Here is a 22,079-nt window from a genome sequence, read left to right on the forward strand (position 1 = left end):
AGAACTTGTGAGTTCAAATTATATGCTCCCAACAGCGGCTTTGCATTATGCGAGAGGCCTCAACTGCCCTTGAATAACTGGCGATTGATTCCGAGAGCGCCTCGTTGTCAGATGGGGCTAGGAATTCCCGTCAAACCGCAGAATTAGACCTGTTTCCTTTGTGTGAACGCATCGTCGATGAAATTCGTCTATCTCATCCTGAAGCGAATGTGGTGGTTACAGCGAAAGCGTCAATCGTAGGCAGGTTCGATGGGGCACATATGGGACAAGTCTTTTCAAACACATCAGCAATGCCGTGCATCACGGGGAAATCCAAACTCCAATATTGGTGGAGCTGGTGGCGACAGAGGTTTCCGCGATTTTTAGCGTCAATAATGGCGGCGAGCCTATACCAAAGGATGTTTTGCCATTCATCTTCAATCCCATGGGCCGGTTCTCGCAGCATTCGGTTATCGACCATCCGCCTACAGAGGGGTTGGGTTTAGGACTTTTCATTGCTTCAGAGATTGTCGCCTCACATAAAGGATCTATCGATGTTATTTCTGACCGGGAGCAAGGCAACACTTTTATTGTGAAGGTGCGGATCTCAAAAGCTAATGTCAGAGACCAGACAGCCTCGTGAGCTTTAGTAACGATGAAGTGGGTCATTCCGTAAATGGCCCGTACTGACCTGTCGCTCTCCCATCGAGAACAGGCATGGGGTCAGTAGCTGGTGGACGAAGAAATGCCGCCCACGTTTCATACGCCAGCTTGTGGCGCTCTACTGCTCCGCACCACCGAGGGCCTTCTGTCTGACGTCCCGAAACTAGCATCATCAACGCAGTAGTAGCTGCATCAAGCTCAAGCAGAATATGGTGAGATTGGAACCGATAATCATCGTAATTAGTCATAGACCAGCACACCAATTAGGGGGACGTATGTGACGGCAATCACAACTGTTAACGGCAAGCTTCGGAAATTCATGCTGTCGTTATTCACTGTTTTTTTTGAACGGCCCGCTTGTTTTTTTCCAAATATTGAATAAGCAAGTAGGCTCTGACGCCGAGCGCAACCAAACACAATATCATGCCTGCAATAAATTGAAATGTGGTCATAGTACACCCTCCAGAACAATCAACAGACAATTATCTCATTGATGACGGTATCAAAGAAGTATCGGTTTGTAACTTGTTGTTGCAATTTATAATTTGAATTAATAAAATATTTTTCCTTCTGCAATTTCGGGGACGTCTGAGTATATTCAATGCGAATTAATTATCTCTATCCCAAGGTTCGTCTTTAGGGATTTATGGTTGCATCTTAGTAAGTCTGCCAAGCCTTGGCGGCACCCGCTTTTGATGAAAAGGCGGCGTAGCTATAATCTTGGAAGCGGCGTTAAAGAGGTCTGACATAAGATCCCAACCTCCCATTTTCCAAGGAGGCTCAATGTACCGCGAACACACGATCCATCTGTTCACGCTCTCAGCCACACAATAGGTCGAAAGGATCCACTCCGTCGCGCTACCAGAGTTCAAGTGTCCCGACTCGACCGCCAGGCGATGTTTAGTATTCGCAATAGTCCGAGGTTTCACAGTCATTGAATAGCGTGAGTCGCCAACCATCAAACTTAACGGGAATGAGGCAGTGATAGTCTCACTCCATGATTGCATGGAGCTGCGCATTAGAGGGTGGTTACCCAGCGCGACGCCCCTCATCATCTGGCAGACATCGCGAGCGGTGAGATGAAAGGTTGGGCGCAAGTTGTTCCGCATTCGAGCCGCCGCTAGCCAACAGCTGAGCTGTGCTGTGGATTGACATAACGGAGAAGGTCGCAGCTTCGGGCCAAGCGGGGCCCAGCTAGCAGCCTAACCATAGACCTTCCACTCAGGCGTCATGAGCACCGCAAGAGTCATATTGATGAACTCTTCTTTTTTGTGGATCGTATGCAACGCTCCGCGCACGTTGCCTCCAACCACATCGGAACCACGCTGCTCGACCGAAAGGGTGGGTTCCATAATGGCGGCCTCAAGGGCGAGTTGGTTTTGATTCATCTTGAACAGTAGGGGAAGGGAGCAGGTCTGAATTTGGCATCGCGACTTCTCCTTGCAAGAGTTCAGCTTAGCAGGAGGCGCTTTAGGAATAGATGCCTTTCTAGGAAGTAGAGCTGAGGAAGCGAATCAGTTAAGCCTTTTTACGATGCGACCAATCTCCATAGGCCGCGCGTGCTTCTCATCGGAAACTGCGGAAATGTGCTTGCTGTGGTGGCCAATAGCCGCTGATAGTGAGCGGATCTGGGAGAGGACGCGAAAATGATTTCGAGATTTGTTGTGGTACCTGCAGCCCCCTCGGAAACGGGATCGATGCGTAACGGATTTCGCTTTTATTGTCAGACCGCACCTTTAGGCTTCAACCTCTATGACAATCAGGAAAAGCTGCGCTTGAAGACTGTTTATCAGACGCGTGCTGAAGCTGAACGTGCTTGCCAGGAGTTTAATCAGGATAGTCTGCTAGGTATGCTGTCACGCCAGGAGGGTTGACACTTTTCTTCGAGCCCAAACGTGCGATTTCGTAAAGTCGTATATTGCTTGGTACTGAAAATCGTATGCTTTTCAAATTTTATCGCTCAGCAAATACAGGTGCTAGAATTGATCCCATTACTTAACTTGTGAACTATGCGAGACATTCAGTGGCTCGCATAGCTCGCCATTCGATTTTAATAGGAGTTACATATAGTTCGCGTACCGATTTTATCACAGTAAGTAGTTTTAATTTGATCTTGGTAGTTCTGTTGACTTTGCCATGCTTGAGTTTCTCGGGTAACTCGCTCATTATGAGCATTGGGTTGATTTCTAGTTTGAATAACATTCATGGCCAACGTATTACAGCCGCATTGCGACGGATTAACCGAATCTACAACCTGTTTGGCTCGACTCATAAAATGGTTTTTGATCGAAATGCCAAGAGTTAAGGTTTGCCATCGAGTATTGCTGGCCGCGAGCCCCAATATCTCGTGTCATGTATCCAAGTTTGACGCATTTCATAAACTGATCAACTGTGTATCGAGCGCGGTGTATTGATTATCTGCAAGCGGTGGGCACTGGTCAGGCTTCTTCCAGCGATCCGTCCCGAGCCGTCATCTGCGTTAAAGCACGTGCCAAGCGTATTGAAGTTCCCAAACGTGCAGCTTGGTCTAGTGGCCGTGGCGCTGATTTTTACTGGGCAGTTCTGTGCTTACAACTATCACCGCCTATATGAGCAACAGGGAGCTGAGAAAACTGCGAAACCAGTACAGCGTTATGGGTGACGCTGGCGAGTTCAGTGTTGATGCTACCAGCGACGTTGCCGTTCCTAAATGAATCCCGCATGCCATGAAGAGGCAGCCGTCCTTATTGATTTGAACGCTAGCTTCCAAGCGCTTTCTATCTAGGTATATGGGCATTGGTAACCAAGACGATTGTCGTTCGTCATCGATGCCTGGAAGCTAACGGGACGGAGGATCAGCAATGATAGGAGGTAATACCCAGCGGATGTTTTTCACCGGATTCAGACCATCTTTGATTCTGGCATTCCTCGGCTTGCTGACTGCATGCGCCTTTAACAATACCCCCTCCAATGTCGTTGCACCGGGTGAGGAAAAGACAGCCACTACCCGCACATTGGATGCCGGCGCCGCTCTGCTCCAATCACGTCCGCCCATCGATGCTCTCAATGCCTACCTCGATGGATTCCATTTTTACAATGGCCGTCCCGACGTTCAAATGGAGGCTCACCACAATTGCTCCACCCTCAATGAACAAGTGATCCAGTGCGTGATCTACGATGGCAATCGCAAGGACGCGAAGCTTATGGGGGTGGAGTACATCATCAATGAGCAGCTGTTCGCCAAATTGCCCATCACTGAAAAGGCGCTCTGGCACAGCCATGCTCATGAAGTGAAGTCGGGCCAATTGATTGCTCCCGGTATTCCAGACATTGCAGAACATGCGCTGATGGAAAAGCTGATCAATACCTATGGCAAGACTTGGCATACGTGGCACACCGACCTCAACAAAGAGCTACCGCTAGGCGTTCCGCAACTGATGATGGGATTCACAGCAGATGGTCAGATCGACCCGCAACTGGTGATCGAACGGGACAAAAGATTTGATGTCGATAGCACACGGAAAAAGAAAGACCGGGCCGACATCCCTGCCCCACATATTGATCCAGGTGCTGATGCCTGGCGCAATGGAAAGGTCTTTCAAATCGAAGATCCGACTGGGGGTGAGCATCGTCACTGATTCATCAAAACCACTTGCTAGCTTTTGGACTTTCGTGGGTCTGCGCTACGAGGAAAAGCTCATTCTTCCTGAATAGTCCCGTCCTCTTTGTGAATCTTCAGCGACGCAGTTTCGCCCTGAAGAAACTCACCCGCCCGCGCAATGATTTCATTGCCTTGGTTGAGGCGGTACTGGACGCCCTTTGCGCGTCTTCCATTATGGCCGCCACAGTGGCGCTACGGGATTTACAGTTATCACCACTACCATGCCGAAGCTCATGAAGTGCTTGGCATCGCCTGCGGCAAGACCCGGTTGATGCTCGGCTGCCCCGATGGCCATGTATTGGAGGTCAGTTCAGGAGACGTACTGCTACTGCCCGACTGGTACCGGCCACTGCAATTGGGGATCAAGCAAAGACTTCCTGGTCGTAGGTGCTTAGCCGGGTGGTTCCCATCCGTGAATAAAGATAGCGAATGCTCGCGACGTTTAATCTGGGAAACCCGAAGATTTGAGGGTTAGGTAGGCGGCTGATAATGGAGATTTAGCTAAGCTCCAAATAGGTTTATGAAGCCAGGTTGGTCAGGGAGGACAGGCTGTTTAGTGGCTGCTGGGAGGCAATGGAAATGCGCAAGAAATCTCAGTCATGGTTTGTCCCACTCCCGATTGTTTTCGCTGTCCTTTGGGCGATAGGCAAAAAAGACTCGCCTCCCGCTCAGGTACAACCGAGCCCCCCTCCCACTCCGAATACTCTGGTCTCATCTACCTCGGATCCGTCACCAACACCTGCCCCCTCAGTTGATCAATACGTAAACGCGAACCAGCTCAATATCCGGGATCAGCCCGGCGGAAAAGTCATTTCCAAGCTGAGCCGAGGGGCTAAAGTTCAGGTCTTCGAAAAACGGGATGATTGGGTGCGTATCAGCATCGATGGCCAACCTGCGAAATGGCTTTCTTCGAACAGCCTTTGTAGCGGATCGAACTGCTACATCGCCTCTAAACCGAAACCCTGGCGTTCGCCAGTACAACCAACCCGGAGGCAGATGCCAAAATACGGTACTTCGTGCCCTCCATCTGGAAACATTTGCATCGGGCCAAGAGGCGGTCGGTACTGCATTACTTCTGGCGGGAACAAGCGTTATGGCGTGTAATTTTTCCTCAATGACGATCCGCTAGAACTTTGGTGCATCGCCTGTGGCTTCCGCAATGGTGGCCAAAGCCTCCTCCATATCGGCGATGTTGTTTTGAAGCTTTTGAAAAACCAATAGAAAAGAGCCGTCCACATCCACGGTCTGGTGGCCACGAAGGGTACCTACTCTTTCATTCTCCATCTGCTGGAGACTGTTAACGCTCTCTCGCAGCGACAACAGCTGATCAAAGATGGCGCCAATTTGAGCTTGGCTCTGTGCACTCATTGATCCCACCCAAGCCTTGAGTAGATCTCCCTTCGATAGGACGTATCGATCTGAGTCGGCACCTGCCTAACGTAGTCCCGTGCGTGCTCCTGCGCATCTTTACTCAAACCAGCTAGATATGAAACAGCGTCATCAACGGTTGGGATCGAACCTTCAATGTCTTCGAATCTAGGCGGCAGTGCAGTCCAAATGACTGCGTCCAATTGGTGAAAGAGTGCCCATTCGGCGATTACTCCCACTGGGGAGCTACTGGTGGTAAAAACACCAATTCCATCCTCCCTGTCCTCTGGAATTTGCTCTCGGACACGCAAGGCCTCGCATGCCTCCTCAAGGTTTTTTACATTCAACATTGCCCAGAGAACGGTGCATGGATGTGCATTCGCGCAGATCGTGGTTGCGAGCTCGCCCCCATCACCGACTCGCGCAAATTCGATGGGCAAAACGGGCCCATCCAAAAACCATTTGCTTGCGAGCGGTAATGCTCCAGGTTTCCAAATGAGGGATCCCCATCCTAGACATGCAATTACCATTGAAGAGTTCCTGTGGTTAGACATGCGCAGGCGTGGATGGAAAGCGAACTCCTGCTAAACCTGACTTCCTTGATAAGGATCGAAAGTCTTCTTCGCGGCCGCCCCTTCTTTTGGATTCGACTCAGCCTTTTGTTTTCCTAGGGTCGGCGGCACGAGGAAAGGTACGTTCCTCTTGAATCGTCCCATCCTCTTTGTGGATTTTCAGAGAGGCTGTTTTACCCTGCAGAAATTCGCTGGCTATCTCAGTGATTTCCGCTTTCGTAGAGGCTGTTTTGGAAGCTCGTTGCGCACCCTCTTTGACAAGCTCCCAAGCATTTTCTTTTTTTGTGATGTGATAGTTATCCATGGGTCACCTAGACATGATTAATCAACAACAGCTACAAGGTTGACCATTGTCGATCCGGAGAGTTTGGAAGAATTTGCGATGAAATTGATGCTGCCTACGACTGTGTCTGACTCCCCTTCACAAAGACGTCAACGAGCGGATTAACTAATCTAGGTGCGCTCCATGCTCGCCTTAACGTTTCGGTCTGCGATCCTCGGTGCCATCTCTTCATCGTCATATTGCCGGCTAAGAAATTCGCGGATCAAGACGGCAGTTCGTTTAGCGCTGGTCACCACAAAGAAGTGCCCCTCGCCCTTCAGAATGCGGAGTTCTGAACGTCGAATTGTGCGGCGCAGGATATAGGCGTTGTACGCCTGTATTAAAGGATCGCGGTCGCCGGTAAGAACCAGCGTGCGTTGAGGCAGCCGGGACAACCGGAGCAGGCTTGTCCATCCAATCAAGGCTGCGAGCTGGAAATAGTACGTTCGCGGATTAACAGAGAGCATGCCTTTCATCACACCGAACCGCAGCAGCGTGTGAATTGAATTGCGTGAGCTATCTTGCTTGCGCATTTTGGCGTTTTTATTCTTGCGGAAAAAATCCATAACGTCAGCAGGCTTCATCAATAGCACTGGGCCGGGAGAGGTCGCCGCGAGAATCAGCCTGCGTACCATGCTCGGGTAACGAAGAGCGAATTCTTGAGCCAATGCACCTCCCCAACTCACCCCGAACACATCGACCTGGTCGACTCCCAATTGCTGGAGCATCTCTGCAATCACGTCGGCATGGCGTGGCAGGCGAATGGGCCAACGGGGCATTTGCGACTTGCCGACCCCTGGCACGTCCAGCGTGATCGTCGTGAAGTCTTCCAGTTCATCGCGCAACGGATCGAAGGTAGGAATCAAGCCACCTAAACCATTGAGTAAAAGCAGCGGAGAGCCTTGACCGCAGATCGAAACATTTAACTGCGAGCTCTTCGCTATTAGCCTGTGGGTTGTCATGATTTCTCCTTGCAGCACGCAATTGGGAGGCAGCATTGGTGAGAGTTAGGGGGAAGTTCCGAAGAGCTCCGCAGCCGCTTCCCTCATAAAGATCTCGATGGTTTTCGGCCCTATCCCTTCAAATTCAGATAGCCGTTTTTCGAAGGCCTTACGATCTGCGCTTGCCGCGACGATGTTGCTGACCTTGCCGTGATATTCAGCATTCATCTTGTTAGCCAATGCCAACAACCGCGACGCGGTGGTCTCGTCGTAACGCACGTAGTGAGCCTCACCTAGCATCATGACCAGCTGGCGGTGAGTGCAGCTCGCCAATTTGTGCGGCGTATCCCGATGATGTTTATCGACGATCACTTGATAGGCGTTGGCGGCAATCGGCCCCTGGATTCGCTTACACATCAGGAAACTGGCAAGCAGCCATTTGAACAACCCGGCTTCGTTCGCACCTTGAAGGTCGATTTGTAAGTCATGTGCGCTGATGATTTTGCTCACTGGTTCACCCTTCAAGCGATGGTCTCAATGTAGACCAGGCGCTATCACGAATGATCCAGCTGAGCGAGGCAGCGACAACGGAACCCTTACTCATGCTCGACGCCTAATGGTTGAACCTTACGATTTGAGAAAGAAGAAATGCATATTTCCGACACAATCCAAGTTATGGAAGCGCTGTCAGCCAACGAAGCAAATCTGAAGCTTCACGAAGGCTGGTCATTGATACCTGTGGTCGTCACCACCCACCCAAATGGTCAGCTCCACCCTTGTTACATTCTCGGAAAATCGAAAGCCTCATCTAGCCAACAGCAGCCCGATTGACCAGCGTGGCATTCACATAGCGACTCACCTCGCTGACTGTACAGGGGGATAACTTGGCTTATCTGGATTGGGTTCAATGGCCAGCGATGGTTATTACCGTTCTCGCCGCATGGCTGATCGGATCGCAACGGCCAGGCCGGCGGATGATCGGGTTTATATGCTTCAGTGTGAGCAACGTGTTGTGGGTGATCTGGGGACTCTACGCAGACGCGTATGCATTGATCGTATTACAGGTTTGTCTTTTCCTGATGAACCTTCGAGGGCTCAAGAAAAACTCAAGCCCCAATGAGACATAGTCAGCCGGCAGAGTCATTGTTAATCGAAGAACAGTGGACACCGCCAAGGACATTGAAATGTTCGATAACTTTTCTCTTGAGACAGTAAAACTTCCCGAGGCAACCCTCAGAGTCAGGCATGGTGGGAGCGGCTCTCCCGTCTTATTACTCCATGGGCATCCTAGAACTCATGCGACTTGGCATCGCGTTGCTCCACTCTTGGCAAAAAATCATTATGTTGTCTGTCCTGACCTTAGAGGCTTTGGCCAGTCATCAAAGCCTGAGGACACAGCCGATCATGCGGGCTCCTCAAAGCGCGCCAAGGCGCGTGACTGCATCGCTTTGATGCGCCATTTGGGTCATGAGCGATTCGCCGTGATTGGCCATGATCGAGGTAGTTACACCGCCTTTCGCACGGCGATGGATCATCCCGAAGCCGTCACACATCTCGGCATTTTGGATGGCGTCCCGATCCTTGAAGCTCTCGAGCGCTGTAACGCCCAGTTCGCGACAAAATGGTGGCATTGGTTCTTCTTCGGACAACTCGAAAAACCGGAGCAGGCAATCCTGGCTGACCCTGATCGATGGTACGGCGGCACCGCCGAGGCGATGGGTGCAGACGCCTACAGAGACTATCAAGCAGCCATCCATGACCCAGCGACCGTTCATGGCATGGTCGAAGATTATAGAGCAGGCCTTGGAATCGACCGTATTCACGATGAAGTCGACCGCCGCGAGAGCCGCAGGGTCGAGTGCCCGACAATGATTTTATGGTCGCTACGTGATGATCTTGAGCTTCTGTACGGCGATGTTTTAGGCGTGTGGGAACCATGGACAACACGACAACGTGGTCGTGGGCTCGACTGTGGGCATCACATGGCGGAGGAAGTGCCCGACGAGCTCGCGAGAGAAATAATCGAGTTCCTGCGTGAACAATGATCTCTCAGTACACTAATTCGTAATCGCTTCGGGCTACGTAGGGTCAAAGTCATTCGAGCTACATGTCTTAGGTTGATGACTCGGAAGCATTGAAGTTCTTCCTGAAGCCTCGGGCATTCATCCCCAAAAGTATGCATTCGAGCAGGATCAGCGCGTAAGCGTCGGCGTGAAGCCCCCAGATCACCCAAAGCGCATTACTGGTGATAAATCCCCAAAAGGCGATCATGCGCCTATACGCTCGTTGCGAACCGATGAACCACGCTGAGGCTACCGTCACTACCATGGCTGGCCATTGCAGGTAATCGATGTACTCCAACTTGCCACCTCCTTCCGACAGCACTTTCAAAGAGATACGCCGGCGCTAACCTGTGGATCAAGCGCAGGCAATCCCAGTGAGGCACCCAGATTGACCAGATACTCTCCAAACCCTCCACGACATTTGTAATCCTTGCGGGCGCTGGTGATGACCGGATTCGTTGCCGTCCAAACGATCTGAGCACCAACCCTCTTCAGGTCAGCAACCAAATGGACGTCTTCGTGTGCAGTGAGATGCTGGAACCCGCCAGCGTTCCGGTAAGCCTCGGCACTCAGTCCAAGATTGGCGCCGTGGATGTGCCGGTAATTCTCGATAAACTGGTAAAGCTCCATGTACTTTGAGCGAACCAAATCTCCATGGATATTCCAGCTATCCACCTCGACTGTTCCACAGACTGCATCAGCCTTGAACTCAATCTGACGAGCCAACCAATCATGTGGCACGACAGTGTCGGCATCGGTGAAGGCAAGCCACTCCGCGCCAGCGGCCAGAAGATGATCCGCACCGGTTGCTCTCGCCTTGCCAACGTTCTGGAAGGAAACCTCGATCCCGATAACACCGTGTGCTGAAACGATCTGCCCGGTCTGATCAGAGCAATCGTCTAAAACGACGACTACGGAGACCGGCTGGCCTGCCAATGCAGGATGTGCAGCGGCGAACAGGACAGATGTTAGACACGCAGCGATGTGGTGCTCTTCATTGTGGGCAGGTATGACAACACCGATCATTAACGTCACCTCCGACTACCTGAGTTACTGACTCCTGCAGTCGACCTACTTCCGCTCCATTAGGTTTAAAAAATCAGGTGCGTGCCTACTAAGACGACCGCTAGTCATTTGCGTCTATATCACTCTGAACTTACTTTCTTCGATCCTCCTCTCCCACTTACCATCCAGCTGAAGTAGGTAAGACGTCATGAGAGCACTCACCTATCACGGCGCGCACAGCGTCAAAGTCGACACGGTTCCCGATCCGGTTATTGAGGACAGTGATGACATCATTCTTCGGGTTACCGCGACGGCGATATGCGGATCTGACCTCCATCTCTATCGGGGAAAGATTCCAACTGTCGAGCATGGCGATATCTTCGGCCATGAATTCATGGGGATAGTTGAAGAGGCAGGCTCAGCTGTGACCGCCGTGCAACCCGGCGACCGCGTGGTAATTCCCTTTGTAATCGCCTGCGGCAGCTGTTTCTTCTGCGCAATGGATCTGTTCGCGGCCTGCGAAACAACAAATACAGGGCGCGGAGCGATCATAAATAAAAAGGCAATACCACCAGGAGCCGCGCTGTTCGGCTTCAGTCACATGTACGGAGGTGTGCCTGGCGGGCAAGCCGAATACGTGCGCGTACCTAAAGCCAACACCGGGCCGTTTAAAGTGCCGGGGACGCTGTCGGATGAAAAGGTTCTTTTCCTTTCAGACATCCTTCCAACTGCTTATCAGGCTGTAACGAACGCGGGGATTGGTAATGGCTCGAGCATCGCCATTTATGGTGCAGGCCCCGTTGGGTTGTTGAGCGCGGCCTGTGCAAGGATGCTCGGTGCCGACCAAATTTTCATGGTCGATCACCATCCATACCGCTTGGCATACGCGCAGAAAACATACGGTGTAATTCCGATCAACTTCGATGAAGACGACGATCCCGCAGATACGATCATTCGACAAACCAAAGGAATGCGCGGAGTTGATGGCGTCGTGGATGCGGTCGGGTTTGAAGCAAAAGGTAGTACGACTGAAACAGTTCTCGCGACACTCAAGCTTGAGGGCAGCAGCGGCAAGGCTCTACGTCAGTGCATCGCCGCCGTTCGACGCGGCGGCATCGTCAGTGTTCCTGGCGTTTATTCAGGGTTCATTCATGGCTTCCTGTTCGGAGACGCATTCGACAAGGGGCTGACCTTCAAAATGGGTCAAACCCATGTGCATCGTTTCCTACCTGAGCTCCTCGAACACATCGAGACTGGTCGTCTTTCACCGGAAGTCATCATCAGCCATCGCATGTCACTGGAACAGGCCGCTGAGGGATATAAAATCTTTGATAAAAAAGAAGAGGACTGCCGAAAAGTCATTTTGACACCCGGCGATAGCCACATCGACATTCCGGAGAGCAATAGCAGCGCAACACTGTTGACTACCTAAGTCTACCGGTAGTGAAAAGGACGAGATGGTTCGGTTTTTTACCGAAAGCTCTCGTCCTTTTTTCATTTGGGGGGCGATCCGAAAATGGTAACGGTTTTCCACCCTGGTCGGCCTCGCCTATTCAGTTCGTTCAGGTACTCAAGTCTAGATGTGATCTGTGTCATCAAACCAATCGGAAGAAGGATCACAAAATACCGAAATGCGAATAAACTCAGAGACTGACTCATCAGACGCCGGCCAGGAGCGCTCGGCTAAGGGATCTTTGATTGATCGTCCAGTGGGAAGGTTTCTTGCCTATCGAAGGATCGGTGATCGTCATCGAAGACGATCCGACCTTGCGAGCACTAATGGAAGAAATTGTGTCGGAAGTCGGAGGACGGGCAATCTCGTTTGAGACGGCAGATGATGCGTTAACCTATCTGCTTCAAACTCATGAACAGTGCCGTCTAGTGATCGCAGACCACGGCGTACCTGGCCAGATCCAGGGGATCGAGTTCATCGAGATGGTAAGTAGTAGATGGCCATCTATTGCAGCAATCCTGACTTCTGGATATTTGATAGATCCTGCAGCTGTTCCAGCCTCTAGCATCTATCTGCACAAGCCGTGGTCGCTTGATGATTTCGTGATCGCTATGGCGACTGTGTTGCAGCCCGGCATTGCGATTCACAAAGCCTGACTCATGGGATCGGAGATGCAAGGTAGGTCGGGCTCGACTTTGTAACTCCTCTCATCAGAAGCTTGGTGAGTGCTTCCTCTATCTCATCAGCAGCGCCGTTTTTATGCTCCGTGAGCGACCACTGCCAGTAACGATCTGCCATCAGGCCGCCAACCGCTTCTGCACATAGTGCATCACAGCTCACACCCATCTTTGTGGCTGCCGCGATGACGGCTAGAAGTGCTTGCTCAAGTTGCTGTGTTCTATCGGAGGACACGGGACGGGCTCCATGAAAATGAAGCCATAGTATGGCTGATACCAGTTTGACATCAAAGGCAGTTATGGACGGCTACCCTTGTGCATGGATTGCTCAACGCTCGTGGGCTCTGCGCTCGCTCGATTCGAACCTGGTTTTGCGTGCCGCCATCTCACTGCGTAGCTGGCCAATTAGACCGGCAATCGCCCTGCTAGACGTGAGCGCTGGCGTCGAAACACCCGTCACCAAAAGCTCCACATTGCCTGTTGAAGGATCAATAACCTTAATCATCAACGAGCCATCCGCATTTGTCGTGCATGTGCAGGACAATGGTAGAAAGCCACACTCAATCATATGTCGGAGCTCAAGGGCGGAGATCATGGTATTCGTCCTGAAAGCAGTTTCCATTAAGTATTGTTCATATGCGGAGGTAGTCAAAAATTCCACGACGGATTAATCGACAGGACATTTCACGATGATTTTGCTGAAACGTTGCACTTGCCGTCGGCCCGTCGCATATTTTTGGAGGCTTCGTGCGCCTCGAGCTTATCTTTCTCGTTACCACCGTTCAGACCACCCAATCAAAAGTCATCGAGTCCAATGGGAGAGAGAATTCTCACCGAAAAGCGCCCTTTTAATCGTACTGGAAACTCACCTGACGCATATCGGGTTCAACCGCAGCGCCAATCTGGAACCGTTTTGGCTGAGTTTCTTAAGGGACTGCCCGTAGCATACCAATCGCCAATAATCCATTGGTGAGCGAGGCACCCCGCCACTGCAATCACGGTACTGATCGTCACCATTCTTCTCGACGATATCAGGAGGATAGGTGGTAAGCATCCAGCGAACACACCGACCGCATTCGGTCATTGACGTACACATGACACTGCCCGCTATTACCACCAAGGCTTTTTACCAGGCGTATTGGAGGCGTAGCGTCCACGTATTTACGTCCGGATATCCAGTTCTTTCGGAAATCGTATCGGAATACGCGATCAGTCCGCCGAATTGAGGCGATAGCATGAAACCGACGCTGGCACCAAGCAGGCCGTTTTCCTGCTTGTTGTCCTGCCAGTCTCCATCGATCTTGGTCTCTCCGCCACGATTGTAGGTCGCGTCCAGGGATGCCCAGAGCGCACGGTTGAAGGCATCAAGCAAGGAACCATGACTCCATGGCGTTGAACTCATCTGTCGTGGGTGTCGTCTACCACACAAATGGAGCACAAAAATGATGCTTTAAAAACCTGGCGTCAGAGGACATATCCATGACTAAGCGCGCACGTTTGAATTACTTAAACGACACCCTTTTCGGCCCTATCGCCAAAACTATTGATTGCGACGTACTCATCACTCCCATCACGCCAGGTGCCTTCCAGGTGCAGGTGCTATCCCCAATACCTGATGATCTACACAAAGCTCACTCCTTGACCATGATTCTCTCTTCGGGAGAACGCTTGAACGGTACGGTGGCCCACGCCCGCACATTGGATAATGCTGATTTGGAGTTGCAGATCGATGTGTGAAATTCCATTGCCACATCAGGGTTTCGGAGGATCCTTGAATGAACAAACTGCGAGCTGAGACAGCTACCGTGCAAACCCTGATGTTTGAACGCAACCAATGGGTTACCAACAACCCGCGCCTGCCGGTACTCATTTACCCCAACGCGATTGCAATTCAGGGCGATGATCCGGCTGCGCTGTTCGAGCAAACCTTCATCGCCAATGGGTGGCCATCACAATGGCGATATGGGATTTACAGCTACCACCACTACCATACCGAAGGTCATGAAGTGCTTGGCATCGCCAGCGGTCGAGCTCGACTGATGCTGGGCGGCCCGGAGGGTCATGTACTTGAAGTCAGTGCAGGCGACGTATTGCTATTGCCTGCCGGCACCGGCCATTGCAATTTAGATTCAAGTGAAGATTTTCTGGTAGTCGGTGCCTATCCGCCGGGGCAACGTGCAGATATCTGCCGAGAGGCCCCCACCAATGCTCAACTGGCGAGCATCGACACGCTGCCGTTTCCCGACCAGGATCCGGTGCAAGGCTCGCAAGGCGCCGTACATCGGTATTGGGCTGGCCAAGGTTGAGATATTGCAGTCAATCACGAATGGCGCGAACCTTTCCGCTGAACACTCTGAAGCCGTAGGTGTTGTAGAGGAGCGTCACCGGGATCAGCATGGCGAACCCGACCAGCATAAAAATCTGACTGGTGGGACTTGAGGCTGCTTCTTGCAAGGTCAGGTTAGGCGGGACAATCAATGGAAAGAGCGCTGCGACCATCAATGCGAATGCCAAGATGAAAATTCCCAGTGCGGCGAATAGCGGCAGATATTGCCGGCGGCTTCGAAAGCTCAGGGCGAAACTGAACAGCAATGCAGTAAGCAGCATTGCCGCCGGCAACCAAATAAGTCGATTGGAAAGCCGTTGCGCATATTGAGCATCCAGCGTCGCTGTCCAGGCCACCAGCACGGCCAAAAGCATTATGGTCACGATGGCCAACGCCCTTGCCTGTCGACCTGACCTACATTGCAGATCGTCGACAGTACGCCAATACAGCCAGCAGGCGCCCAACCACATATAACCCACTACGAGCACAGCACCGCAATACAGCGGAAATAGGCCCAACCACTCCCAGCCGTTCCCGCTGTACTGCCCATCCTGATTCGGCACCCCTTGTACAAGCGTTCCCAACACAATCCCCTGAGTTGCCCCGGCCAGCAGTGAACCTATCAGCAGCAAGCCATCGACCCTGCGCTTCATACGATAGCTTTTCGAGTAATCGCGAAACTCCAGCGCGACCGCGCGGAGAATTAATGCCAGGAACATCGCGATAAACGGCAAATAAAGCGCCGGCAGCAGGACAGCGTAAGCCAGCGGAAACAACGCGAGCAGACCGCCGCCACCGAGCACTAGCCACGTTTCGTTAGCGTCCCAAATCGGAAGGATAGTCACAGCCATGGCACGTCGGTGCTTACTACAACGAGTTAGGCCAAGCAGTACGCCAACACCTAGGTCAGTGCCGTCCAACAGCACGTAGTTCAATACCGAAAACCCCAGCGCCGCAGCGGACAGTAGTGTTATCCAGTCATTGTCCATCATCGATGTTTGCCCACAGGATTACCCGTCTCGTCGGCCAAAGAGGGTTGAGGCCCTGGCTCGTCTTCGTGAGGTGGTTCCCGCAAAAGTCGCAGCAGTACCCAGAAACCCACGCCGAAGATCACCAGATAAAACGCCAAAATTGTCCAAGTTGCTCCTACCACCTGCTGACGAGACACCGAAGACAGACTGTCAGCAGTTCGCATCAATCCATAGACAGTAAAGGGCTGACGGCCAACCTCTGTCACAACCCAACCACTTAGCATTGCCAGAAATCCAGCAGGCGCCATCAGCACACTCCCTCGGAGCATCCAACGCGCAGAGTACAAGCGATGCCGCCAGCGTAATACCAGACTGATTAACCCCTGCCCCAGCATGAACAGCCCCAATCCGACCATGACACGGAAAGCGAAGAACACGGGTGGCACAGGTGGTATGTCCTCAGGCGGGAATTCATCAAGCGCTTTAATAGTGCCGCTCAGGTCATGTCGCAAGTACAAAGACGCTACGCGCGGAATCGCTACTTCCCAATGGTTGCGTCGCTCAGCCATATCTGGAATGGCGAATAAACGTAATGGTTCCCCCTCTCCTTCCGCTGGTCGTGTCCAGGAACCTTCGATGGCGGCAACCTTTTGCGGCTGAACTTTAAGGCTGTGCTCACCATGCAGATCGCCCACCAGTAGTTGCACAGGCGTCAGCAACGCAACCACCCACAACGCCATGGAGTAGGCAAGCCGGGCTCGCGGGTTCTGTGGCACACGCAACAACTGCCAAGCGCTAACACCGGCTACCAGCGAGGCGCTGCCTATAATCGCGGCCAATGTCATATGCACAAGCCGGTAAGGAAACGAACGATTGAAGATGATCGCCCACCAGTTTTCGGCAATAAAACGTCCATCGACTCCAATTGAATAGCCGGCGGGTGTTTGCATCCAGGAGTTGGCTGACAGGATCCAAAAGGCGCTGATCAAAGATCCAATTGCGACGGCGCAGGTGGCGAAGAAATGCAGCCTAGGGCCCACCCTCTTCAACCCGAACAACATGATGCCGAGAAAACCCGCTTCCAGGAAAAATGCCGCCAGTACCTCGTAGAACATCAACGGCCCTAGAATGTCTCCCGCCTGGGTCGAGAGGCGTGACCAATTCAATCCGAATTGGTACTCCAAAATCAGACCCGACGCTGTGCCTACCGCAACGTTGAGCGCAAACACCTTTAGCCAGTAAAGGTAGACATCCAAGTAGATCCTTCGCCTGCGCCACAGCCACAGTGCCTCCAGCACCATGAGAAAATTGGCCAAGCCAATGGTGAAGGCTGCCAGCACGATATGAAAGCTTATGGCAATCGCGAACTGGGCACGCGCTGCCATAAGCGCCGAATCAATCGCATCCATACAGCCCTCTAATGATTGGCCTGCATTTACGGAAATTTTCGTAACGCAAGCTCGTAGCTTAGCTGCGCGAAGAGCCAAATGGATGCGTGGATACAGGCGTAGCACTTGTCCGAAAATATTGCCCGTTGGCTCTTCCTGACTAATTGGCGGTCAAAAAAAGTAGGGAAAATCGTTCTCACGCCGACTCTCGCTTCCTGGAACGTAAATTTACTTCATTTTTTTTCTTGCCGATTTTGTTGAAAAACTTATCGTTTCCATCGCACACATGACTCTCGACGGAAGTTCGCTTGAGCGCTGTTTCAAGCTGCTCTCGAGCAAGAAACCAATAAAAAAGGTCAGCGTCCTCAGGGCAAGCATCCTTTACCCAGAGTGCATACGCCCTTTCGCGAATTACCGATTCATCAATCATCGTTTTCTCCTGCTTGGCTATCCTGGAGCTAGTTAGGAAAATTCGGCATCATGGATCAGCGCATCAAGCTCGCCAGAACTGGATCGAGCTTGAATTGATCATGATTTTCTATCGAGGCTGGTCGACGAAATCTCGCCTTTGTCGACCAGCACGTTTGCTGATACCGCTTATTTAGAATCCATGGTCGCTGCTTGATTACCACCTTGCTCCGCAATCTTGGTCAGTTTCTCGTCCGCACCTTTTTCTTCAACAAGCGTTGCTGCTAATAAGGCTGCCGCGTCGTCGAGCTTTAGATGCTTGGCCATAGCTATCAGGGTGCCGTAGGCAGCAATTTCGTAGTGCTCCACCTTTTGCGCCGCACCAATCAATGCTGCGTCGAGGACAGCTCCCTTATCGATCTCTTCCAGCAGCTCTTTCGATTCTTCGACAAGTCCCTCCATGGCCACGCACTTCATGCGCTTCAGTTTGATACCGGTCAGCTCGACCAGTTGATCAATGCGCTCAATCTGCCCATGCGTCTCCTCTAGGTGCGCCGTAAACGCTTCTGCCAACAGTGGATTGGTCGCTGCTTTTGCCAAGCGCGGTAACGCTTTGGTGATTTGTTTTTCCGCACTGTAAACATCAGAGAGTTCATGGATAAACAAGTCTTCGACAGTTTTTCTAGCCATTTCTAAACTTCCTTCTGGTCAGTATTGGCGTCGCCTGGTGAGCGTCCGCATGGGATCGACATGCATGCAAAATTTGCCGTACATGAAGAATGACCAGCCTGATTTAAAAGGTGTTCCGAAAATTTTCAGGGTGACGGATAAAAGGCTCATCGCTAACCCAAAGCGGTATCCAGGAACATCATCACCCCAAAACCGAGCATCAGACCTAAAGTCGCCGGCGTCTCATGACCGTTGCGATGAGTCTCCGGAATGACCTCATGAGATACCACGAAAATCATGGCTCCTGCTGCCAAGCCGAGCGCAATGGGATAGCCCAATGCAAAGCTGCTGGAAATGCCCAATCCAACAACGGCGCCAATGGGTTCCATCAATCCTGAACCCACCGCGATAAGCGCTGCACGAAGCGCTGAGATGCCTGTCACACGTAACGCCAGTGCGACAGCCAAACCTTCGGGAATATCTTGAATAGCGATAGCTGTAGTTAGCGGGAGCCCGACCTTCATGTCGCCGTTTGCGAAGCTCACACCAATGGCCATGCCTTCCGGCAAGTTATGCAGTGTGATTGCCAGGACGAATAACCAAACACGATTGATGCGCTGCGCGTCCGGCCCCCTGCGTCCGCTTTTCTCATGTTCGTGTGGGACAAAACGATCAAGGCCAACCATCAGCGCTACGCCCAATCCCAATCCCGCCACAACTACACATGCTGCGAGGAACTGGTTTCCGCAAAGAGCTTGAGCTGCTTCGATCCCTGGGAGAATGAGCGAGAAGGAACTGGCGGCCAGCATCATGCCGGCGGCGAAGCCCAGCATGGTGTCTTGAGTACGGGCGGCGATGTCTCGTAACGCAATCGCTACGACAGCTCCCATGGCCGTCGCAGCGAAACCTGACATGCCACCGAGAAAAGCGAAGTGCAGATTTTGTTTGTTGGCGCCGACAAAGGCGCCATACCCGCATATGAGTAAGAACAATGTTACGCAAATCAAAATTGACCAGAAGGCGCGCCCGCCCCACCCAGTTCCTGAGAACCGGGCGAACCAGGAGCGAGGCGGTGCGCCTGATGAGGTCAACGGATCGGGCACGGATACCTCCTATTTTTTTGAATCGTACTTTTCAGTAGATACGGAAAGCGACCGTAGGAACTGCCTGGATACGCGTTGCGCTTCACGTTCAAAAGCGACGCAGGTGGCAAAGAGCATCTCAGGGCCAGTTAAATTCCGACGCGCTGATTTTTTGTTAACCATGATGTGATTCCCCTCGAATAAGATGGAAGACCGCACGCCAGAGGGCGTGCGGCTGCTCTTCAAGGTTGAGGTTCGCCTTGTACCCCCGCCCCTAAGTCCGCCCCTGTGATCGGATTGCTGTCTGGGTCGGACATCGTCCTTGCTTTCATATCCATGAGCAGCGCCTCGTCCTCAGCGCTCAATTGCACAGAGGCGGTGCCGTCCCCACCATCCACTGCGGGCGCAGGATCTTCCACGAAGTCCCAATCGTCCCCTTCGTTCCAAGGGCCGCGAGTGCTGCCTTCGCCCTGTGACATGTTGAAGTAGACGTTGGTGAACTCCGGCATGCCCGGCAGTTTGCCCTGAGGGAAATTTGGCTGGATGGCGTGCAGTGCTTTTTCGAAAGATAACTGGTGGGCGATTTCACGTGTCATCAGAAATCCCAGTGCCTCTTTCACTCCGGGATCGTCGGTGACATTCATCAAACGCTCGTAAACAATCTTCGCTCTCGCCTCGGCGGCGATATTCGAGCGCATGTCTGCTGTGGGTTCGCCGATGGTATCGACGTATGCCGCCGACCAAGGTACGCCTGCCGAGTTAGTCAAAGGAGCACCTGCGCCATACAACAGACTCGTGATGTGAGAGTCGTTACCGGCTCCGTTGATGGCGCGGTATAGCTCGCCTTCTTCCTCGACACCTTCGGCCATTCGTCCCTTGGCGCCCTTGTTCAACATCACGATGATCGAGCCGACGATCTCAAGGTGACTGAGCTCCTCGGTAGCGATATCCATCAAGAGATCCTTCCTGCCCGGATCATCTTCTGCCAATGCCTGCGTGAAGTAGCGTGACGCCGCCGCGAGCTCCCCTTGAGCTCCGCCGAATTGCTCCAGTAGAAGATTGGCCAACCCAGGATTGGGCTGAGCAACACGCACGGTGTATTGAAGTCGTTTGTTATGTAGGAACATGACATTCTCCTCAGGCGAATAAGGGCTGCGGTCACTCGGTGATAGACCGAATGCCAGCCCACAAACATCTGAAGCAAGTGCGCCAGGGTTAATTTCAAAAACCTTCAGCGCGAACGACAAACGGATAGTGACTAACCTTTGCTGTGTTCTGGCGACGAGGGGCCTTCTTTGATCCCGCGAGGCCCCGCAACACCCCAAACGATCAAACCTAAGACTGGGAAGATAATGAGGCCAAGCGCCCACGCGGCTTTTATCCCTACCGTTTTGTCGCTTCGAAACACGCTAACAATCGCCCAAAGATCGACGAGCAGAATGATCACGGCGACAGCAATCGCGAAATAGCTGGTAGCTTCAGACATGATGTAACCCTCCTCAGATAGTTAACTCTTAGGCTGCATACCAATCAGGGTGTTCCAAGCAAATCTCGGGACGCATGTAAGCGTCAGAAATTAATCCTCTCGGGCAATGATGGAAATCTTGCCGTTGCGCTCAATGATCGCGAACTTGATCTCTTCCAGCTTCTCTATCCCCTGACTGGATCGCGCAGCTTCCATGACGTCAGCTTCAACCAATCGAGCATGACGCAATCGTTGATGAAGGAGCTTTCCGTTTTCGACAATGACGGTGGGCTCACCATCGATCAGTCGTGAAATCCATCCCGAGCGCTGTTTGAGCAAGGACAATCCGACGTCGATAGCGATCAACGTGACGATGACTATCATCGAATTGGTCAGCGAGAAATCATCACCTAGCAGCGCCTGCTGCGTAGCTTCGCCAATCATCATCAATAGGACGAAATCGAACGTCGTCAGTTCCGCCAAGGAGCGCCGCCCAGCGATCTTGAAGAGCACCATGAGAGCCACATACATCGCACCTGCACGCAAAACCGAATCCATAAATCACCTAAGGGAAAATGAACTGCACAAGCTTTAAGCTGTTGGTGCCCGGTGACGAGATTTGACTGCGGTAGAAGCCAAGGCCATCCCCTCGCAGAGTGATGTACAGCGTCGCTTGACCATCAAGGTCAGTCTGTAGCCAAAGCCTGATGCCCTGTGAAGAACTTCTTGAGCGCAGAGGTTCGGGTTGAAGAGTTTCAATACTGAAGCCTTCTAATAACTGACCTGCGAGCTCCAGCTCTACCTGAGAATCTGACGTTGAACTCAAAGTGATTTTCATCGAGTTAGTCGAGCCATTGCGATGAAACATTTCATATTCCACTCTGACTTTACCGTCCTCACTGCGGACATCTCTTGAACTGAGTAAGCCTCTGGAAAAGACGCCCACTAACCCCATCAACACGACTAAAACCAATACGTACCAGCCAACGCGCTCGAAACGCCAGACCTTCAATTGATAGGCCATGTCCTCGCGAATCGGATGTTCGCGGCTTCTCATATCTGCGTTATCGGAGTCTTCGTTCATCAG

The 22,079-nt window shown here is 52.1% G+C and carries 27 protein-coding genes and 4 pseudogenes; 11 read left to right on the plus strand and 20 right to left on the minus strand.

What is annotated here, in order from left to right:
• Positions 1-337: 337 nt before the first annotated feature.
• The gene (locus AAEZ09_RS17315; protein WP_266015487.1) at positions 338-622 is read left to right on the plus strand and encodes an ATP-binding protein; all 285 of its coding nucleotides are present in this window, start codon (positions 338-340) and stop codon (positions 620-622) included.
• Between the two features lie 1,222 nt (positions 623-1,844).
• Here AAEZ09_RS17315 and AAEZ09_RS17320 read toward each other — a convergent pair.
• Positions 1,845-2,070: pseudogene (locus AAEZ09_RS17320) on the minus strand (hypothetical protein).
• A gap of 1,436 nt (positions 2,071-3,506) precedes the next feature.
• Here AAEZ09_RS17320 and AAEZ09_RS17325 point away from each other — a divergent pair.
• On the plus strand, positions 3,507-4,259 hold the full coding sequence (locus AAEZ09_RS17325; RefSeq protein WP_350600242.1) for an OBAP family protein: 753 nt from the start codon (positions 3,507-3,509) through the stop codon (positions 4,257-4,259).
• A 59-nt stretch (positions 4,260-4,318) separates the two neighbouring features.
• Here the strand turns inward: AAEZ09_RS17325 and AAEZ09_RS17330 are convergent.
• A pseudogene (locus AAEZ09_RS17330) lies at positions 4,319-4,455 on the minus strand (DUF2188 domain-containing protein).
• A 2-nt stretch (positions 4,456-4,457) separates the two neighbouring features.
• On the opposite strand from AAEZ09_RS17330, the pseudogene AAEZ09_RS17335 reads away from it, so the two are divergent.
• Both AAEZ09_RS17335 and AAEZ09_RS17340 read left to right on the plus strand, forming a co-directional pair.
• Positions 4,458-4,674, plus strand: a pseudogene (locus AAEZ09_RS17335) (cupin); the annotation flags it as partial.
• Positions 4,675-4,861: 187 nt separating this feature from the next.
• Entirely contained in the window at positions 4,862-5,386 is a 525-nt protein-coding gene (locus AAEZ09_RS17340; protein ID WP_194693041.1) for an SH3 domain-containing protein, read from the plus strand.
• Between the two features lie 21 nt (positions 5,387-5,407).
• On the opposite strand, the gene AAEZ09_RS17345 is transcribed toward AAEZ09_RS17340, so the two are convergent.
• The 4 genes from AAEZ09_RS17345 to AAEZ09_RS17360 all read right to left on the minus strand — a co-directional run bounded on the left by AAEZ09_RS17345 (position 5,408) and on the right by AAEZ09_RS17360 (position 7,995).
• Positions 5,408-5,650, minus strand: a complete 243-nt coding sequence (locus AAEZ09_RS17345; protein ID WP_194693042.1) for a hypothetical protein — start codon at positions 5,648-5,650, stop codon at positions 5,408-5,410.
• 651 nt (positions 5,651-6,301) lie between these two features.
• A complete protein-coding gene (locus AAEZ09_RS17350) occupies positions 6,302-6,526 on the minus strand; it encodes a DUF2188 domain-containing protein (RefSeq protein ID WP_042559198.1) in 225 nt (74 codons plus the stop codon).
• Between the two features lie 149 nt (positions 6,527-6,675).
• Entirely contained in the window at positions 6,676-7,506 is an 831-nt protein-coding gene (locus AAEZ09_RS17355; RefSeq protein ID WP_350600183.1) for an alpha/beta fold hydrolase, read from the minus strand.
• Positions 7,507-7,551: 45 nt separating this feature from the next.
• On the minus strand, positions 7,552-7,995 hold the full coding sequence (locus tag AAEZ09_RS17360) for a DNA methylase (RefSeq protein ID WP_194693043.1): 444 nt from the start codon (positions 7,993-7,995) through the stop codon (positions 7,552-7,554).
• A gap of 138 nt (positions 7,996-8,133) precedes the next feature.
• Between AAEZ09_RS17360 and AAEZ09_RS17365 the strand changes: the two genes are divergently transcribed.
• From AAEZ09_RS17365 to AAEZ09_RS17375, 3 genes are all read left to right on the plus strand, one after another.
• Positions 8,134-8,316, plus strand: a complete 183-nt coding sequence (locus AAEZ09_RS17365; RefSeq protein ID WP_194693044.1) for a hypothetical protein — start codon at positions 8,134-8,136, stop codon at positions 8,314-8,316.
• An 86-nt stretch (positions 8,317-8,402) separates the two neighbouring features.
• Positions 8,403-8,612, plus strand: coding sequence for a hypothetical protein (locus AAEZ09_RS17370; protein ID WP_442966324.1), 210 nt, complete (start codon positions 8,403-8,405; stop codon positions 8,610-8,612).
• A gap of 57 nt (positions 8,613-8,669) precedes the next feature.
• Positions 8,670-9,530 carry an alpha/beta fold hydrolase gene (locus AAEZ09_RS17375; protein WP_350600185.1) on the plus strand — a complete coding sequence of 287 codons (861 nt, stop codon included), beginning with the start codon at positions 8,670-8,672 and terminating at the stop codon, positions 9,528-9,530.
• A 67-nt stretch (positions 9,531-9,597) separates the two neighbouring features.
• Here AAEZ09_RS17375 and AAEZ09_RS17380 read toward each other — a convergent pair whose 3' ends face one another.
• Complete coding sequence (locus AAEZ09_RS17380) at positions 9,598-9,813, minus strand: hypothetical protein (protein WP_412548519.1); 216 nt, start codon at positions 9,811-9,813, stop codon at positions 9,598-9,600.
• A 59-nt stretch (positions 9,814-9,872) separates the two neighbouring features.
• Positions 9,873-10,574, minus strand: coding sequence for a glycosyltransferase family 2 protein (locus AAEZ09_RS17385; protein WP_350600187.1), 702 nt, complete (start codon positions 10,572-10,574; stop codon positions 9,873-9,875).
• A 187-nt stretch (positions 10,575-10,761) separates the two neighbouring features.
• On the opposite strand from AAEZ09_RS17385, the gene AAEZ09_RS17390 reads away from it, so the two are divergent.
• Together AAEZ09_RS17390 and AAEZ09_RS17395 are read left to right on the plus strand one after the other, a co-directional pair.
• On the plus strand, positions 10,762-11,985 hold the full coding sequence (locus AAEZ09_RS17390) for a zinc-dependent alcohol dehydrogenase (RefSeq protein WP_225571042.1): 1,224 nt from the start codon (positions 10,762-10,764) through the stop codon (positions 11,983-11,985).
• Between the two features lie 266 nt (positions 11,986-12,251).
• Complete coding sequence (locus AAEZ09_RS17395) at positions 12,252-12,662, plus strand: response regulator (RefSeq protein ID WP_350600188.1); 411 nt, start codon at positions 12,252-12,254, stop codon at positions 12,660-12,662.
• A 1-nt stretch (position 12,663) separates the two neighbouring features.
• Here the strand turns inward: AAEZ09_RS17395 and AAEZ09_RS17400 are convergent, their stop codons facing one another.
• The 3 genes and pseudogenes from AAEZ09_RS17400 to AAEZ09_RS17410 form a co-directional block, all read right to left on the minus strand.
• Positions 12,664-12,918 (minus strand): hypothetical protein, encoded by a 255-nt coding sequence (locus tag AAEZ09_RS17400; RefSeq protein WP_225571043.1) that lies wholly within the window; start codon positions 12,916-12,918, stop codon positions 12,664-12,666.
• Positions 12,919-13,011: 93 nt separating this feature from the next.
• Complete coding sequence (locus tag AAEZ09_RS17405; protein ID WP_412548518.1) at positions 13,012-13,305, minus strand: DUF1652 domain-containing protein; 294 nt, start codon at positions 13,303-13,305, stop codon at positions 13,012-13,014.
• A 504-nt stretch (positions 13,306-13,809) separates the two neighbouring features.
• Positions 13,810-14,040, minus strand: a pseudogene (locus AAEZ09_RS17410) (transporter); the annotation flags it as partial.
• A 122-nt stretch (positions 14,041-14,162) separates the two neighbouring features.
• On the opposite strand from AAEZ09_RS17410, the gene AAEZ09_RS17415 reads away from it, so the two are divergent.
• Both AAEZ09_RS17415 and AAEZ09_RS17420 read left to right on the plus strand, forming a co-directional pair.
• On the plus strand, positions 14,163-14,420 hold the full coding sequence (locus AAEZ09_RS17415) for a hypothetical protein (RefSeq protein WP_225571045.1): 258 nt from the start codon (positions 14,163-14,165) through the stop codon (positions 14,418-14,420).
• A gap of 38 nt (positions 14,421-14,458) precedes the next feature.
• Positions 14,459-14,989, plus strand: coding sequence for a cupin (locus AAEZ09_RS17420; RefSeq protein WP_225571046.1), 531 nt, complete (start codon positions 14,459-14,461; stop codon positions 14,987-14,989).
• A 10-nt stretch (positions 14,990-14,999) separates the two neighbouring features.
• On the opposite strand, the gene cydB is transcribed toward AAEZ09_RS17420, so the two are convergent.
• From cydB to AAEZ09_RS17465, 9 genes are all read right to left on the minus strand, one after another.
• A complete protein-coding gene (cydB, locus tag AAEZ09_RS17425) occupies positions 15,000-16,001 on the minus strand; it encodes a cytochrome d ubiquinol oxidase subunit II (protein WP_225571047.1) in 1,002 nt (333 codons plus the stop codon).
• The gene (locus AAEZ09_RS17430) at positions 15,998-17,389 is read right to left on the minus strand and encodes a cytochrome ubiquinol oxidase subunit I (RefSeq protein WP_225571048.1); all 1,392 of its coding nucleotides are present in this window, start codon (positions 17,387-17,389) and stop codon (positions 15,998-16,000) included. The genes cydB and AAEZ09_RS17430 overlap by 4 nt, the downstream gene beginning before the upstream one ends.
• Before the next feature lie 175 nt (positions 17,390-17,564).
• Positions 17,565-17,798 (minus strand): DUF2934 domain-containing protein, encoded by a 234-nt coding sequence (locus AAEZ09_RS17435; RefSeq protein WP_225571049.1) that lies wholly within the window; start codon positions 17,796-17,798, stop codon positions 17,565-17,567.
• 167 nt (positions 17,799-17,965) lie between these two features.
• Positions 17,966-18,466: a YciE/YciF ferroxidase family protein gene (locus AAEZ09_RS17440; protein WP_225571050.1), complete on the minus strand. Its 501-nt coding sequence runs from the start codon at positions 18,464-18,466 to the stop codon at positions 17,966-17,968.
• A gap of 152 nt (positions 18,467-18,618) precedes the next feature.
• Positions 18,619-19,452 (minus strand): ZIP family metal transporter, encoded by an 834-nt coding sequence (locus tag AAEZ09_RS17445; RefSeq protein WP_412548520.1) that lies wholly within the window; start codon positions 19,450-19,452, stop codon positions 18,619-18,621.
• 317 nt (positions 19,453-19,769) lie between these two features.
• The gene (locus AAEZ09_RS17450; protein WP_116030808.1) at positions 19,770-20,654 is read right to left on the minus strand and encodes a manganese catalase family protein; all 885 of its coding nucleotides are present in this window, start codon (positions 20,652-20,654) and stop codon (positions 19,770-19,772) included.
• Positions 20,655-20,785: 131 nt separating this feature from the next.
• A complete protein-coding gene (locus AAEZ09_RS17455; RefSeq protein ID WP_225571051.1) occupies positions 20,786-21,013 on the minus strand; it encodes a PLD nuclease N-terminal domain-containing protein in 228 nt (75 codons plus the stop codon).
• A 90-nt stretch (positions 21,014-21,103) separates the two neighbouring features.
• Positions 21,104-21,550, minus strand: coding sequence for a DUF421 domain-containing protein (locus AAEZ09_RS17460; RefSeq protein WP_225571052.1), 447 nt, complete (start codon positions 21,548-21,550; stop codon positions 21,104-21,106).
• A gap of 7 nt (positions 21,551-21,557) precedes the next feature.
• The gene (locus AAEZ09_RS17465; RefSeq protein ID WP_225571053.1) at positions 21,558-22,076 is read right to left on the minus strand and encodes a hypothetical protein; all 519 of its coding nucleotides are present in this window, start codon (positions 22,074-22,076) and stop codon (positions 21,558-21,560) included.
• Between the last annotated feature and the right edge of the window lie 3 nt (positions 22,077-22,079).

The organism is Pseudomonas sp. 65/3-MNA-CIBAN-0223 (genome assembly GCF_040310425.1).
GTDB lineage: Bacteria > Pseudomonadota > Gammaproteobacteria > Pseudomonadales > Pseudomonadaceae > Aquipseudomonas > Aquipseudomonas gregormendelii.

Bases quoted from the DNA above. Each gene is read 5' to 3' on its own strand.
- AAEZ09_RS17325 (WP_350600242.1), top strand. From the start codon at position 3,507: ATGTTTTTCACCGGATTCAGACCATCTTTGATTCTGGCATTCCTCGGC.
- AAEZ09_RS17340 (WP_194693041.1), top strand. From the start codon at position 4,862: ATGCGCAAGAAATCTCAGTCATGGTTTGTCCCACTCCCGATTGTTTTC.
- AAEZ09_RS17345 (WP_194693042.1), bottom strand. From the start codon at position 5,650: ATGAGTGCACAGAGCCAAGCTCAAATTGGCGCCATCTTTGATCAGCTG.
- AAEZ09_RS17350 (WP_042559198.1), bottom strand. From the start codon at position 6,526: ATGGATAACTATCACATCACAAAAAAAGAAAATGCTTGGGAGCTTGTC.
- AAEZ09_RS17355 (WP_350600183.1), bottom strand. From the start codon at position 7,506: ATGACAACCCACAGGCTAATAGCGAAGAGCTCGCAGTTAAATGTTTCG.
- AAEZ09_RS17365 (WP_194693044.1), top strand. From the start codon at position 8,134: ATGCATATTTCCGACACAATCCAAGTTATGGAAGCGCTGTCAGCCAAC.
- AAEZ09_RS17370 (WP_442966324.1), top strand. From the start codon at position 8,403: ATGGTTATTACCGTTCTCGCCGCATGGCTGATCGGATCGCAACGGCCA.
- AAEZ09_RS17375 (WP_350600185.1), top strand. From the start codon at position 8,670: ATGTTCGATAACTTTTCTCTTGAGACAGTAAAACTTCCCGAGGCAACC.
- AAEZ09_RS17380 (WP_412548519.1), bottom strand. From the start codon at position 9,813: ATGGTAGTGACGGTAGCCTCAGCGTGGTTCATCGGTTCGCAACGAGCG.
- AAEZ09_RS17385 (WP_350600187.1), bottom strand. From the start codon at position 10,574: ATGATCGGTGTTGTCATACCTGCCCACAATGAAGAGCACCACATCGCT.
- AAEZ09_RS17390 (WP_225571042.1), top strand. From the start codon at position 10,762: ATGAGAGCACTCACCTATCACGGCGCGCACAGCGTCAAAGTCGACACG.
- AAEZ09_RS17405 (WP_412548518.1), bottom strand. From the start codon at position 13,305: ATGGAAACTGCTTTCAGGACGAATACCATGATCTCCGCCCTTGAGCTC.
- AAEZ09_RS17415 (WP_225571045.1), top strand. From the start codon at position 14,163: ATGACTAAGCGCGCACGTTTGAATTACTTAAACGACACCCTTTTCGGC.
- AAEZ09_RS17420 (WP_225571046.1), top strand. From the start codon at position 14,459: ATGAACAAACTGCGAGCTGAGACAGCTACCGTGCAAACCCTGATGTTT.
- cydB (WP_225571047.1), bottom strand. From the start codon at position 16,001: ATGATGGACAATGACTGGATAACACTACTGTCCGCTGCGGCGCTGGGG.
- AAEZ09_RS17430 (WP_225571048.1), bottom strand. From the start codon at position 17,389: ATGGATGCGATTGATTCGGCGCTTATGGCAGCGCGTGCCCAGTTCGCG.
- AAEZ09_RS17435 (WP_225571049.1), bottom strand. From the start codon at position 17,798: ATGATTGATGAATCGGTAATTCGCGAAAGGGCGTATGCACTCTGGGTA.
- AAEZ09_RS17440 (WP_225571050.1), bottom strand. From the start codon at position 18,466: ATGGCTAGAAAAACTGTCGAAGACTTGTTTATCCATGAACTCTCTGAT.
- AAEZ09_RS17450 (WP_116030808.1), bottom strand. From the start codon at position 20,654: ATGTTCCTACATAACAAACGACTTCAATACACCGTGCGTGTTGCTCAG.
- AAEZ09_RS17455 (WP_225571051.1), bottom strand. From the start codon at position 21,013: ATGTCTGAAGCTACCAGCTATTTCGCGATTGCTGTCGCCGTGATCATT.
- AAEZ09_RS17460 (WP_225571052.1), bottom strand. From the start codon at position 21,550: ATGGATTCGGTTTTGCGTGCAGGTGCGATGTATGTGGCTCTCATGGTG.
- AAEZ09_RS17465 (WP_225571053.1), bottom strand. From the start codon at position 22,076: ATGAACGAAGACTCCGATAACGCAGATATGAGAAGCCGCGAACATCCG.